Source organism: Anaerosalibacter massiliensis, from assembly GCF_024623155.1.
In the GTDB taxonomy this organism is placed as follows: Bacteria; Bacillota; Clostridia; order Tissierellales; family Sporanaerobacteraceae; genus Anaerosalibacter; species Anaerosalibacter massiliensis.
On record NZ_JANJZL010000006.1, the window covers coordinates 46,623 to 59,844 of the forward strand.

General features: G+C 31.1%; 12 protein-coding genes. 7 read left to right on the forward strand and 5 right to left on the reverse strand.

Annotated features, from left to right (window positions below; translation table 11 throughout):
• Positions 1-11: 11 nt before the first annotated feature.
• The 5 genes from lacA to NSA23_RS10010 form a co-directional block, all read right to left on the reverse strand.
• The gene (lacA, locus tag NSA23_RS09990; RefSeq protein WP_042683417.1) at positions 12-440 is read right to left on the reverse strand and encodes a galactose-6-phosphate isomerase subunit LacA; all 429 of its coding nucleotides are present in this window, start codon (positions 438-440) and stop codon (positions 12-14) included.
• 295 nt (positions 441-735) lie between these two features.
• A complete protein-coding gene (gene pfkB / locus NSA23_RS09995) occupies positions 736-1,668 on the reverse strand; it encodes a 1-phosphofructokinase (RefSeq protein WP_042683416.1) in 933 nt (310 codons plus the stop codon).
• 16 nt (positions 1,669-1,684) lie between these two features.
• Positions 1,685-2,539 (reverse strand): tagatose-bisphosphate aldolase subunit GatY, encoded by an 855-nt coding sequence (gatY, locus tag NSA23_RS10000; protein WP_042683415.1) that lies wholly within the window; start codon positions 2,537-2,539, stop codon positions 1,685-1,687.
• Positions 2,540-2,555: 16 nt separating this feature from the next.
• Positions 2,556-3,308 (reverse strand): DeoR/GlpR family DNA-binding transcription regulator, encoded by a 753-nt coding sequence (locus NSA23_RS10005; protein WP_042683414.1) that lies wholly within the window; start codon positions 3,306-3,308, stop codon positions 2,556-2,558.
• 206 nt (positions 3,309-3,514) lie between these two features.
• Positions 3,515-4,936 (reverse strand): sigma-54 interaction domain-containing protein, encoded by a 1,422-nt coding sequence (locus NSA23_RS10010; RefSeq protein WP_222704839.1) that lies wholly within the window; start codon positions 4,934-4,936, stop codon positions 3,515-3,517.
• 193 nt (positions 4,937-5,129) lie between these two features.
• Here NSA23_RS10010 and NSA23_RS10015 point away from each other — a divergent pair, with 193 nt between their 5' ends.
• From NSA23_RS10015 to NSA23_RS10045, 7 genes are all read left to right on the forward strand, one after another.
• Positions 5,130-5,912 carry an enoyl-CoA hydratase-related protein gene (locus NSA23_RS10015; RefSeq protein ID WP_042683413.1) on the forward strand — a complete coding sequence of 261 codons (783 nt, stop codon included), beginning with the start codon at positions 5,130-5,132 and terminating at the stop codon, positions 5,910-5,912.
• Between the two features lie 591 nt (positions 5,913-6,503).
• Positions 6,504-7,823 carry a GntP family permease gene (locus NSA23_RS10020; RefSeq protein WP_042683412.1) on the forward strand — a complete coding sequence of 440 codons (1,320 nt, stop codon included), beginning with the start codon at positions 6,504-6,506 and terminating at the stop codon, positions 7,821-7,823.
• 39 nt (positions 7,824-7,862) lie between these two features.
• Entirely contained in the window at positions 7,863-9,422 is a 1,560-nt protein-coding gene (locus NSA23_RS10025; protein WP_042683411.1) for an acyl CoA:acetate/3-ketoacid CoA transferase, read from the forward strand.
• Between the two features lie 74 nt (positions 9,423-9,496).
• On the forward strand, positions 9,497-10,633 hold the full coding sequence (acrC, locus tag NSA23_RS10030; RefSeq protein ID WP_042683410.1) for an acryloyl-CoA reductase: 1,137 nt from the start codon (positions 9,497-9,499) through the stop codon (positions 10,631-10,633).
• Positions 10,634-10,650: 17 nt separating this feature from the next.
• A complete protein-coding gene (locus tag NSA23_RS10035) occupies positions 10,651-11,448 on the forward strand; it encodes an electron transfer flavoprotein subunit beta/FixA family protein (protein ID WP_042683409.1) in 798 nt (265 codons plus the stop codon).
• 12 nt (positions 11,449-11,460) lie between these two features.
• Positions 11,461-12,507, forward strand: coding sequence for an electron transfer flavoprotein subunit alpha/FixB family protein (locus NSA23_RS10040; RefSeq protein ID WP_042683408.1), 1,047 nt, complete (start codon positions 11,461-11,463; stop codon positions 12,505-12,507).
• Positions 12,508-12,578: 71 nt separating this feature from the next.
• Positions 12,579-13,016 (forward strand): MaoC family dehydratase, encoded by a 438-nt coding sequence (locus NSA23_RS10045; protein ID WP_050069914.1) that lies wholly within the window; start codon positions 12,579-12,581, stop codon positions 13,014-13,016.
• Positions 13,017-13,222: the final 206 nt, after the last annotated feature.

The window sequence follows — 13,222 nt, forward strand, 5'->3', positions numbered from 1 at the left end:
ATTCATCACTCCTATGCCAATCTATTTAACATATCTATTCTTATTTGATGTCTTCCACCACTATACTCATTATTTAAGAAGTTCATAACTATGTTTTCTGCAAGTGTTTTCCCAATTATGCCAGAGCCTAGAGAAATAATTTTAGTATTATTATGTTCTTTTGTCATATGAGCAGAATGTTCATCAGATACTTCTGCACAAATAATACCCTTTATTTTATTAGCAACCATAAAAGAACCTGCACCATATTCATCAATTACAATCCCGAAGTTATCTTCTTCTTTTAAAACTTCCTCGCTTACTAATTTAGCTGACTCAACAAAGTTTAGATTAGGGTCTGGCGACACATCTACAACTTTATAATCTTTTGAGTTCAGAAATTTTATCAAATGTTCTTTTAACTTAAAACCTTTAACATCAGAACCAATAATAACTTTCAAGTAAATCCACTCCTCTATAAAACTATTTTATATTGATATATATTGTTGTGTTTTGTTATCTTATGTTAATAATATCAATATGCTCACTATTTGTCAACATGTTTTTAATATATCACTCATAATTTATTCTTTACCGGCTAATTTTAAGCCCTTCATCAATGTATTATTATTTTTGATTTTGTTATATAATGAAATTATACAAAAAATATATCGCCTATATCTCTTAACTTCATATCTATTTTGTATAAAGTTAAAAAACATAGACGATATATTTTGATTCTTTTAGAAGATAATATTATATTTTCAATTTTGTAATATTTATTCCATTAATAATATTTCTAACATTATTTATATTTACCTTACCTGTTTCTTCCTCCATGGCATTAGCTGCACCACAAGCTGCTGCTACTTTCAACATATATTCAAAATCATATCCTTCCATTAATGAAATAGCGAATCCTGCAATCATAGAGTCTCCAGAGCCTACAGAATTTACAGTTTTCACACTTGGTACATTTATTTTATAGGCATAGCCTTTATTAAAAACTATTGCACCTTCTCTACCAAGGGAAACAACGACTATTTCAATGTCATTTTCTAATAAACACTTTGCAGCTTTAACTATCTCATCATTAGAAGTTATAACATGTCCTACAAGCTTCTCTAATTCATCTTTATTTGGCTTAATTAAAAAAGGTGAAGCTTCCATGCCTAATTTCAAAGCATCTCCACTGGTATCAAGTATAAACTTTTTATTTTGAGACTTAGCTACAGATATCAGATCTTTATATGTTTCTAGTGGCAACCCCTGAGGTAAACTTCCTGAAGCACAAATTATTTCACTTTCCCTTATTAGTTCATTATATAAATGATTAAAATTTGATATTTCTTCGTTAGATATAACTGGCCCCTTTTCTAGTATTTCAGTTTGACTTCCATCATCTGAGTGAATAGCCAAGCAACTTCTTGTTTCCCCATTAACAGAAAGAAAATTGTGATTAATATTTAGCTCATCTAATTTTTCCTCTATGAAAGAACCACTTTTGCCACCTATAAAACCAGTAGCTATTAGAGAATCACTAAATGTCTTAATTACTCTAGTTACATTTAATCCCTTGCCGCCAGGAGTATACTGAACATTCTCTGCTCTAAAAACTTTGTCCTTTTTAAATCCCTTAACATAATACCTTCTATCTATAGAAGGATTTAATGTTATAGTTAATATCAAATAATACACCTCCAAATTATGCCCTGTTTTCACACCCACAAATTTTAATCTTATCTATTACAACTTTTTTAATAGCTTCTTTACCAGGTGTTAGATAATTTCGTGGATCATTTGCAGATGGATTTTCTGATAAATATTTTCTAATATTTTTAATAAAAGCCATCTTTAACTCAGTACTAATATTTATTTTGCAAATTCCATGTTCTATAGCTTCTATTACACTTTTTTCTGGAACCCCTGATGCACCATGAAGAACCAATGGAACATAAACTTTATTACGTATTTCTTCTAATCTATCTATGTCAAGTTTTGGCTCTAATTTATATACTCCATGAGCTGTTCCTATAGCTATTGCCAAAGAATCAATTTCTGTTTTTTCTATAAAATCTAGAGCTACATTAGGATCAGTATATAGTACATCTTTTTCATCTACTTTTCTTTCATCTTCTTGACCACCAACTACTCCTAACTCTGATTCTACAGTTGCACCATACTTTTGGGCAAAATTTACTATCTCTCTTGTCAATCTAATATTTTCTTCATAGTCCTTTAAGGAAGCATCTATCATTACAGATTTATAGCCTGCTAAAATACATTTCTTTATAAAATCCACATCACTACAATGATCTAGATGAATTGCAATAGGAATATTAAAATTTTTAGCCCCTGCTTTTGCCATACCAACTAAAAAATCTAATCCTGCATAATTAACAGTTCCTGGAGTAGTTGCTATAATTATTGGTGATTTCATTTCCCATGCACCTTCTAATACAGCTTGCATAGTTTCTAAATTGTGAATATTAAAAGCTGGAATAGCATAGCTATTCTTTTTTGCATCTAAAAGCATTTCTTTTGTTGATACAATATCCATTTTTTTCCCCCTTTTTTCAATTAATTATCTTAACATATTGTTCATACTTTTTCTTAATGCTAGGATTAATCTTATCATCTGTAATTATAGCTGTTACATCTTCTAATTTATAAAATCTATAAAAATCCTCTTTGTTAAACTTACTATTGTCACATAAAATATATCTTTCATTAGCATTATTTAAAATAATCTTTTGGCATACTCCTTCTTCCTCATTAGAGTTAGTAAGATAATTCTCAGAAATTCCATTTGTTCCTACAAAAGCTAGCTTTACCTTTATCCTTGATAACATTTCATTAGCAAAACTCCCAACAAATGCACCTGTTCTGGAACGTATTCTCCCCCCAACAAGAATTAACTCAAAACGGTTGTCATTAGCAAATTTTGAAAAGATTGATATAGAATTTGTAATTATCTTTGCATAAGAAACATTGAGATAATCATATATAAATTCGTTAGTAGTACCTGGACCAATAAATACAATATCATTTTCTTCTATTAAACTAGCAGCCATTTCTGCAATATGTTTCTTTTCTTCAACCATTATATACTTTTTCTCATTATGAGATAGTTCTCTAAACATATTGAATTCTTTCTTTTTAGCTCCACCATGAATACAAATCACATGTCCACGTTCTTCTAATATCTTCAAGTCTCTTCTTACAGTCATTTCACTTACATCAAGTAATTTGCTTATTTCAGATATCTTAATAACATTATTTTCGTTGAACATTTCTAGTATCTTGTCAAGTCTTTCGGCTTTTAACAAAATATCACCTCTCTAACTACTTCTATTCTTCGCTATATATTTATCTGTTATATGTTGTTATCTTCTGTCCTTTTATGTAAATACTATCAACATATCTTTCCATTGTCAATATGTCTATAAAAAAATCAGAAAAAAAGCTAATAAAAGCTCCTTTCCTGATTTTTAAAATATGCCAAATGTTCCAAACAAAATTCCCCAGTGGCACATTATTCTATTTTTATATCTTTAGATATTTTTATATTTAATTTTTTAAATTTATTATATAATGTAGTTCTATGAATTCCTAGTTCATTTGCTGTTTTAGAAACATTATAATCATTTTTGACTAAGTAATCTAGTATGATTTCTTTTTCAAATTCATTTATAATGAGATCTAAATCATTTCCTTTAAAACCACTTGAAAGTTTTTTACCTGAAGTTATAATATCTGATGACAATTGTTTTATACCTACCATTTCATTATCTCCTAGAGCATAGGCACTTTCTACTACATTTTTCAATTCTCTTACATTTCCAGGCCAAGTATGATTTTTTAAAAGCTCCATAGCTTTTGGACTAATACTTGTATTTGTCTTATATTTTCTATTTAATTCATCTAAAAATTTATTAACGAAAAGCTCTATATCTTCAGGTCTTTGCCTTAGAGGAGGTATATGAACATTTATTACATTAAGTCTATAATATAAATCTTCTCTAAATTTTTTCTTCTCTACAAGTTTTTTTAAATCTTGATTTGTTGCAGATATAACCCTTACATCTATAGGTGTAGGTTTGTAACCACCAATTCTTTCAACTTCATTTTCTTGAAGAACTCTTAAGAGTTTAGCTTGCATATGCATTGGCATATCTCCTATTTCATCTAAAAATATAGTTCCACCATTAGCTAATTGGAATTTTCCCTTTTTTCCTCCTTTTTTAGCTCCTGTAAAAGCTCCTTCTTCATAGCCAAAAAGTTCAGATTCTAAAAGTTCTTCTGGAATAGCAGCACAATTTATACTTATAAGAGGCTTGTCTTTTCTATCAGATGCATAATGTATATAGTTAGCAAATACTTCCTTTCCTGTTCCTGTTTCACCAGTTATTAGTACAGGTAAATTATTATTCGAAGCTTTTTCAGCTAATCTTTTTGTTTTTTCGAATTCTTTACTATTTCCTATTATTTTATCATCTGAAAATTTATCTTCTCCTAATCTTCTAAGTTCATCTCTATAATATTTTAGCTCTTGATCCTGTACCCTTAATTTTTCTGCTAGTTTAATAGTATGGAATCTAAATTTTACTTGTGCAACTGCAGCAATTACTTTTCCATTTCTCTTAACTGGTGCTCTAGTTACTAATAGAAAATCATCCCCTTGGATCTTTTCCTTATTTGCAAATTCATGGATTACATCCACTTCTTTCTTCCCTGTGGCTGCAATTTCTGGCATCTTTGTATTTTTAATGAATTTTCCTATATGTTTGCCAATAGCCTCTTCTTTGGTTGTTCCAAGGAAATCACAATAAGATTTATTCATTTCCAATATAGTTCCATCTATATCTGTAACAACAAAGCCGTCTTCCGTCATATCCAATATTTCATCAAAGAGAAGTTTATAATTTTCATAGTCTTCATACATTTTACTTTCCATACTTTACCTCCTTATAGATTTTATAAGGCTCCAAACATCATATTTATTAGACTTATACCTTAAATTATAATTTACCATAATATTTTTGTCAAAATTCAAAAAATATTAATTTTAATTGTACTATAAAATCTTGGAATATATTTTGCTTATTATTTAACAATAGAATTTGATTTTAATATAAGGAGGAGTTTTTATGGAATTTAAAAATTTAATTTTAGAAGAAAAAGATAATATTTTAATCCTTTCTTTTAACAGACCTGAAGTTCTCAATGCTTTAAATAATGATACATTAAAAGAATTAGATTCAGCTATATCTTATGTGGAGTCAAATAATGAGATCCTTGGTATGATTGTTACTGGTGGAGAAAGTAAGGCTTTTGTTGCAGGAGCCGACATAGAGCAAATGGAACCTTACAAATCTGAAGAAGGCAGAAATTATGCCCATTTTGCTCAAAACGTCTTTAATAGGTTAGAGTCACTTAATATACCAGTTATTGCTGCTGTAAATGGATATGCTCTTGGTGGTGGATGTGAACTTTCCATGGCTTGTGATATTAGAATTGCTTCTGAAAAAGCTGTCTTTGGCCAACCAGAAGTAAATCTAGGTGTTATTCCATGCTTTGGAGGTACCCAAAGATTAACTAGACTCGTAGGTAAAGGTATTTCAAAAGAACTTATCTACACTGGAAAATTCATAAAAGCTGATGAAGCTAAATCCATAGGATTAGTTAATTTAGTTGTTCCACAAGATAAATTACTAGAAGAATCATTAAAAATGATGGGAACAATCATATCTAAAGCTCCATTAGCCATAAAATATTCTAAATTAGCAATAGATAGAGGAATTGAAACAGATCTATATACAGGACTTGAACTAGAAAAGGATTTGGCTGCACTTTGTTTTGCAACTGAAGATAAAGATGAAGGAATGACTGCATTCCTCGAAAAAAGAGAGCCAAAGTTTAAAAATAAATAAAATAATAAAAAAACAGGTTAATAATTTATTAGCCTGTTTTTTATTTAGTAAAATTTTAACATATTCTATTGCTTTTTTATCTCAAAACTTTGTGAAATAATAGTGTAGCATTTTTTATACAGTTTTTTTGATTTCTGCAATTTATCTCTTTTTTAAAAAATTGAAAGTATTTAATTTTCTTAAATATAGAAGATTTATGTGTGTATTGTATATATTTATCTACAGTTTATTAAAAATTATACACTTTTTTAATGAAAAATTCATATTTCTTCATAATACAATTTTTGTTTTTTAAAAAATCCTTATAATTTGTAGTATTTTATCATAAAAATAGATATTTTTTTATCATAGTTAACCTCCTTGGCACAGTTTGTGCAAAATAGTAATGTTGTTGATTGTTAATAAAATAACCATTCGTCTTGGCCAAGACTATAATGTATTTTTTGCTCCTTATACCTTTATATCAAAGGTGTAAACAAAAACTTGTACTTAAACAATTTCAAAGTTATAGATTTTTCTATACTTTAATGGTTGATAAAGTTAAATATATTACGTTTAAAAAAATACAAATTAAGGATAGGTGGGATTTAGATGAATGTTTCTGTGTTAATCAGTATGATAGGAATTATAGCTGCCTTAGCTTTAATGACAATCCTTATTATGAGAGGTACTAATATTTTCGTAGTAGCCATTTTATGTTCTGCTATTGTTGCCCTAACAGGAAAGATCAATTTATATGAAGCATTAAAAGAAGACTATATGGCAGGATTTGTAACCTTTTTCCAGAATAATTTCTTGATTTTTTTAACAGGTACAATCATGGGAAAAGCCATGGAAGTAACAAATGGAGCAAAGGCTATTGCTAAGATGATAGTTGATAAATTTGGTACAAAAATGGCAATTATCTCTATTCCATTAGCTTGCGGTATTATCTCCTATGGTGGAGTAAGTGTATTTGTTGCAAGTTTTGCAGTATTCCCAATAGCTTTAGAGGTTTTTAAAGAATCAAATTATCCAAGAAGATTTATTCCAGCTGCTTTGACATTTGGCTGTTCTACCTTTGCTATGATAGCACCAGGAGCACCTCAGATTCAAAACGCTGTTCCTGCAGCTGCTTTAGGAACAGATCTAATGGCTGGAACTGTAGTGGGATTTATTAGCTCTGCTGTTATCCTTGTAGTTGGTTGTATTGTACTAATAAAAATGGTTAATAAAGCACAGCAAAATGGAGAAACCTTTGTTGCAAAACCATTAGATGATTTTAAAGATAATGAAGAATATCCAAATGGACTATTAGCCCTTCTACCACTAATCTTAACTATACTTATGATTAATATAAAAGTTAATGGAGAACCACTATTGCCATTAGAAGCAGGAGTGTTCTTCGGGTCTATTCTAGTTATAATTCTACTTAATAAATATCAAGACAATTCAAAGATTGTACACAATTTAGGAGAAGCTTGTATAACATCTGTTTCATCAATTGCAAACACTTGTGCAGTAGTAGGTTTTGGTGCTGTTGTCCAAAAAACATTAGCTTTCCCTGTTATTGTAGATGCTATGGTGAACATGCCAGGTCCTTATTATGCTAGTGCTGCATTAGGTACTACTGTAATTGCTGGTATATGTGGTTCTGCATCTGGTGGATTAGGAATAGCTGCACCTCTTTTAGGTCCTGTGTATATAGCAAAAGGTGCAGTAGCAGCTGCTTTGCATAGAACTATGAGTATTTCTTCTTCAGCGTTAGATTCATTGCCTCACAATGGCTATATTGTAACTGTAACAAATGGTTTATGTAATGAAAGCCATAAAGATGCATATAAGCCTGTTTTCTGGTTAACAGTTATTACGCCAATAGTAGGCTCTGTTGTAGCTATAATATTGTTTTCACTATTTCCAAATTTACCATAAATAAAAGTTTTTAATATAAATAGATGAGGAGGATGGCAAATGAGTAAAGTAGTTTCAGCAAAATATGCTGTATCATTAGTAAAAGATAATATGACATTAGGAATTGGTGGTTTTGTAGGATCTGGAGTCCCAGAAGAATTGTTAATTGGATTAAAAGAAAGATATGAAAAAGAACAATCTCCAAAAGACCTAACATTATTTCACTGTGCTGCAGTAGGGGATGGAAAATCTAGAGGAGCAAATCATCTAGGTGCAGAAGGATTATCTAAAAAATTAATATGTGCACATATTGGCTTAGAACCTGAATTAAATAAATTAGTTGTTGAAAATAAAATTGCAGCGTATATGATTCCACAAGGTGTAACAGCCCATCTATTGAGAGCAATTTCAGGTAAAAAGCCCGGAGTATTAACACATGTTGGATTAAAAACTTATGCAGACCCTAGACTTGAAGGCTGTAAAGCTAATCAAGCGGCTATTGATTCTGGTGAAGAAGTAGTATCCTTAATTGATATTGATGGAAAAGATTATTTACTATATAAATCATTCCCTATAGACATATGCTTTATTAAAGGCTCTATAGGTGATACTCAAGGAAATATTTCTTTAGAAAAAGAAGCTGTTTTTTCAGATCAACTTGAAATGGCAAATGCTACAAGAAATTCGGGTGGCATAGTTATTGCACAGGTAGAACAATTAGTGGAAGCAGGAACTTTAAAAGCTGCAGATGTAAAAGTACATGGTTTTATGGTAGATTATGTAGTTGTTGGAAAGAAGGAAAATAATTTGCAAGTTTGGGTTTCTGAAGACTATAGACCTGAATTATCTGGTGAACATAAAATACCTTTAGATGAAATTGAACCTATGAAATTGAACCACAGAAAGGTTTGTGGTAGGAGAGGAGCTCTTGAGCTTAAGAAAAATTGCTTAATTAATTTGGGAATTGGAATTCCTGATGCAGTTGCAGCAGTAGCAGCAGAAGAAGGACTATCCAATGATATTACTCTTTCCATAGAATCTGGTGCATTAGGCGGAGTTCCAGTAGGAGGTATAGGAATTGGAGCAACTGTAAATCCAGAATCTATCTATAAACAGCCAGATATATTTGATGTCTATGATGGAGGTGGCATTGACATTACATTCTTAGGTGCTGCTGAGATTGACGCACAAGGAAATGTGAATGTATCAAAATTTGGAGGTAAAGTTGTTGGACCTGGCGGATTTATAAATATTTCTCAAAATTCTAAAAAAGTATGTTTCACTGGAACATTTACTGCCAGAGGACTTAAGACTGAAATGAAAGATGGCAAACTAATTATTGCAAATGAAGGAAATGAAGTGAAATTTAAAAATGAAATAGAGCAAGTTACTTTTTCTGCAGAATATGCTTCTGAAACAGGGCAAGAAGTTCTTTATATTACTGAAAGAGCAGTATTTAAATTAACAGAAAAAGGAATCATGTTAACAGAAATTGCTCCAGGAATTGATATTGAAAAAGATATTCTGCCTTATATGGAATTTAAACCACTAATTGCAGATGAAATAAAATTGATGGATGAAAGAATATTTATTGATAAACCAATGGGCCTCTCTTTCTAAGACATAAGTTTAATTAACGTGAGTAAATATAAATAATAACTATAATTTTAAAATAAAGACAAGGAGGTATTTTGATGAATTTTGATTTTACTAATGAGCAAAATATGGTTAAACAATCTATAGAGGAATTTGTTCAAAATGAAATTGAACCTATTGCTGAAGAAATTGACAGAGAACATAGATTCCCTAGAGAAACAATAAAAAAATTAGGAAAGAATGGTTTTTTGGCTATACCTTTCCCTGTAGAATATGGTGGAGCTGGTGGAGATACAATCTCTAAGAATATAGTAATAGAAGAAATAGCCAAGAAATGTGGTGCTACTGCTGCTATAGTTTCTGTCCACTATCTTCCTATAAACCTTATATTAAAATTTGGAACTAAGGAACAAAAAGAAAAATATGTTGCCAAATTAACTAGTGGCGAACATATTGGCGCTTTTGCACTAACTGAACCAAATGCTGGATCTGATGCTTCAAATGTTCAAACTACAGCTGTATTAGATGGAGATGAATATATATTAAATGGTTCTAAATGCTTTATAACTAACGGCGGAGAAGCTGACACATACGTTATACTTGCTATGACTGACAAATCCGCTGGGACTAGAGGTATGTCTGCTTTCATAGTTGAAAAAGATACTCCTGGTTTCAGTATAGGTAAAATAGAAGATAAAATGGGTATTTGTGCTTCTTCTACTGCAGAACTTATATTTGAAAACTGCCGTATTCCAAAAGAAAATCTTCTTGGAAAAGAAGGTCAAGGTTTTAAATTAGCTATGGTTGGTTTAGATAGCGGAAGAATAGGTATGGCTTCCCAAGCATTAGGATTAGCTGAAGGAGCTCTTGAAGAAACTATTAAATATTTAAAAGAAAGGGAACAATTTGGAAAGCCTCTTATTAAATTCCAAGGGCTTCAATGGTATCTTGCTGATATGCATTCTAGAATAGAAGCATCAAGATGGTTGATATATCATGCTTCTTATCTTGAACAAACTGGAAAGCCATTCACTAAGGAAGCTGCCACTGCAAAACTTATTGGTTCTGAAACCGCTATGTATGTTACTCACAAAGCTGTACAAATGCATGGTGGATATGGATTTATGAAAGATTATCCACTTGAAAGAATGATGAGAGATGCTAAAATAACTGAAATATATGAAGGTACTTCTGAAATTATGAAGATTGTTATTGCTTCTCAAATTACTAGATAGATTAAGGAGGTTTAAAAATGAAAATTGTAGTTTGTGTAAAACAAGTTCCAGATACTAATGAAGTAAAAATAAATCATGAAACTGGTACATTAATAAGGGAAGGTGTTCCCAGTATAATTAACCCTGACGATAAAAATGCACTAGAAGAAGCACTTAGAATAAAAGATGAACATGAAAATGTTCATGTAACTGTACTAACTATGGGACCTCCTCAAGCTAAAGAAGCTTTAAAAGAAGCCCTTGCCATGGGAGCAGATGAAGCTATTCTTTTAACCGATAGAGCATTTGCTGGTTCTGATACTTGGGCTACAGCCACCATACTATCAGCTGCTTTAGATAAAATAGGAGACTATGATATAGTATTTTGCGGTAGACAGGCTATTGACGGGGATACAGCTCAAGTTGGCCCTGAAATTGCTGAGTTTTTAGGTCTTCCTCAAATAACCTATGTATCAAATCTAAAAGTAGATCCAGAAAATAATAAGGTAATTGCCCATAGAAGTATTGAAGATGGATATTTTGTAGTTGAATCTAAAATGCCTGTGCTACTTACAGCTATTAAAGATTTAAATACTCCTAGATATATGTCTACATGGGGTATATTCCAAAAAGCAAATAAGACTGAAATAATAGAGTGGACAGTTGATGATTTAACTGTTGATTTAACGCAAATAGGCCTTAAAGGCTCTCCAACTAATGTATATAAAACCTTTGTTCCTACAAGAAAATTTGAAGGTGAAGTATTAGAAGGTGAAACTCCTCAAGATAAGGCAAGAGAATTTTTAGTTCGCATGAAAGAAAGACATATATTGTAAGGAGGGAAAGGAATGTCTAAAGCTAAAGTTAATCAAGGTATTAATTTAGATGAATATAAAGATGTTTGGATCATAGCAGAACAAAGAGATGGAAAGGTGCTTAATATAGCTCTTGAACTTTTAGGAGAAGGTAGAAAGTTAGCTGATAAATTAAACGTGAATCTAACTGCTGTACTTCTAGGTCATAATATGGACGAAGCAGCAGAAGAACTTATAAAATATGGTGCTGACAATGTATTGAAGGTAGACCATGAATTATTAAAAGTCTATACAACAGATGGATATACTAAAGTAATAGTTGACCTTGTAAAAGAAAGAAAGCCCGAAATAGTATTGATAGGTGCTACAACTATTGGTAGAGATTTAGGTCCAAGAATGGCTAGTCGTATAGGTACTGGACTTACTGCAGATTGTACAAGGCTTGAAATAGATGAAACTGATGGAAAACTTCTTCAAACTAGACCTGCTTTTGGTGGAAATCTTATGGCAACAATTGTTTGTCCTAAGAATCGTCCTCAAATGTCTACTGTAAGACCAGGTGTTATGAAAAAAGCTAAATATAATCCTGATAGGAATGGAAATATTGAAAATATAGTGCCAAATATTAAAGATGAAGATATAGTTGCAAAAGTATTAGAAGTAATTAAATCTGAAAAGAAAGAAGCTGGCCTGATAGATGCCTCAATTGTAGTATCCGGTGGTAGAGGTTTAGGAGATGCAGAAGGCTTTAAACTTATTGAGGAATTTGCTAAGAAATTAGGTGGAGTAGTCGGTTCTTCTAGAGCTGCAGTAGACAATGGATGGATAGACTCTTCTCACCAAGTAGGTCAAACTGGAACTACTGTTAGACCAAAACTATATATTGCTTGTGGAATTTCAGGTGCTATACAACATCAAGCTGGAATGTCAGAATCAGATTGTATAATTGCAATCAATAAAAATCCTGATGCTCCTATATTTAATATAGCTCACTATAGTATAGTAGGAGATCTCTATGAAATAATCCCAGCAATAATGGATGCAATAGATGATGCAGATAGTATATTAGAAGAAATATAAATTAAAGCCCTATAGAGATAACTCTCTCTATAGGGCTTTAATTATTATAAACAAAAAGGAGGAATTTTAAAATGGCACATATGACATTATTAAATGAAAGGTCTTACGATGAGGTCAAAATTGGCGATACTGCAGAAATAACTAAAACTATTACTGAAACAGATGTAGTTAACTATGCAGGAATTATAGCAGATTTTAACCCTCTCCATGTGAACAAAGAGTATGCAGAAAGAAGCATGTTTGGTCAGCGTGTAGTCCATGGAATGTTAGTAGCTTCATTCTTCTCTACAATAGTAGGAGTCTGTATTCCTGGAGTCAATGCCCTATACCTTTCTCAAGAAGCAAAGTTTATTAAACCTACTTTTATTGGCGATACTATTACTGCTAAAGCAGAAGTTATTGAAAAAATTGATGAAAAAAAGCGAATTATATTAAAGACTGAAATTTACAATCAAAAAGATGAATTAGTTGTAACTGGAAAAGCTATAACAATGCTTATGGAAGATTAATTAGTTTTAAATTTCCATCATTAATCATCTCTCTTAGTACTTCTTTTGGTAATGTACTCATAAAAATGCTCCTTTCTGGTTTTTATTCTTATTTTAATTCTTGCCAGAAAAGAGCATTTATTTTCACTTAAGCACGGATTTATTTACACTACCTGATCGTTTGAGCATTTTAAATGGCTTGCATTGCCATATAAAGTACCATCCTC

Coding starts and splice junctions, on each gene's coding strand:
- NSA23_RS10035 (WP_042683409.1), top strand. CDS start 10,651: ATGAAAATTGTAGTTTGTGTAAAACAAGTTCCAGATACTAATGAAGTA.
- gatY (WP_042683415.1), bottom strand. CDS start 2,539: ATGGATATTGTATCAACAAAAGAAATGCTTTTAGATGCAAAAAAGAAT.
- NSA23_RS10045 (WP_050069914.1), top strand. CDS start 12,579: ATGGCACATATGACATTATTAAATGAAAGGTCTTACGATGAGGTCAAA.
- NSA23_RS10020 (WP_042683412.1), top strand. CDS start 6,504: ATGAATGTTTCTGTGTTAATCAGTATGATAGGAATTATAGCTGCCTTA.
- NSA23_RS10040 (WP_042683408.1), top strand. CDS start 11,461: ATGTCTAAAGCTAAAGTTAATCAAGGTATTAATTTAGATGAATATAAA.
- acrC (WP_042683410.1), top strand. CDS start 9,497: ATGAATTTTGATTTTACTAATGAGCAAAATATGGTTAAACAATCTATA.
- NSA23_RS10010 (WP_222704839.1), bottom strand. CDS start 4,936: ATGGAAAGTAAAATGTATGAAGACTATGAAAATTATAAACTTCTCTTT.
- NSA23_RS10025 (WP_042683411.1), top strand. CDS start 7,863: ATGAGTAAAGTAGTTTCAGCAAAATATGCTGTATCATTAGTAAAAGAT.
- NSA23_RS10015 (WP_042683413.1), top strand. CDS start 5,130: ATGGAATTTAAAAATTTAATTTTAGAAGAAAAAGATAATATTTTAATC.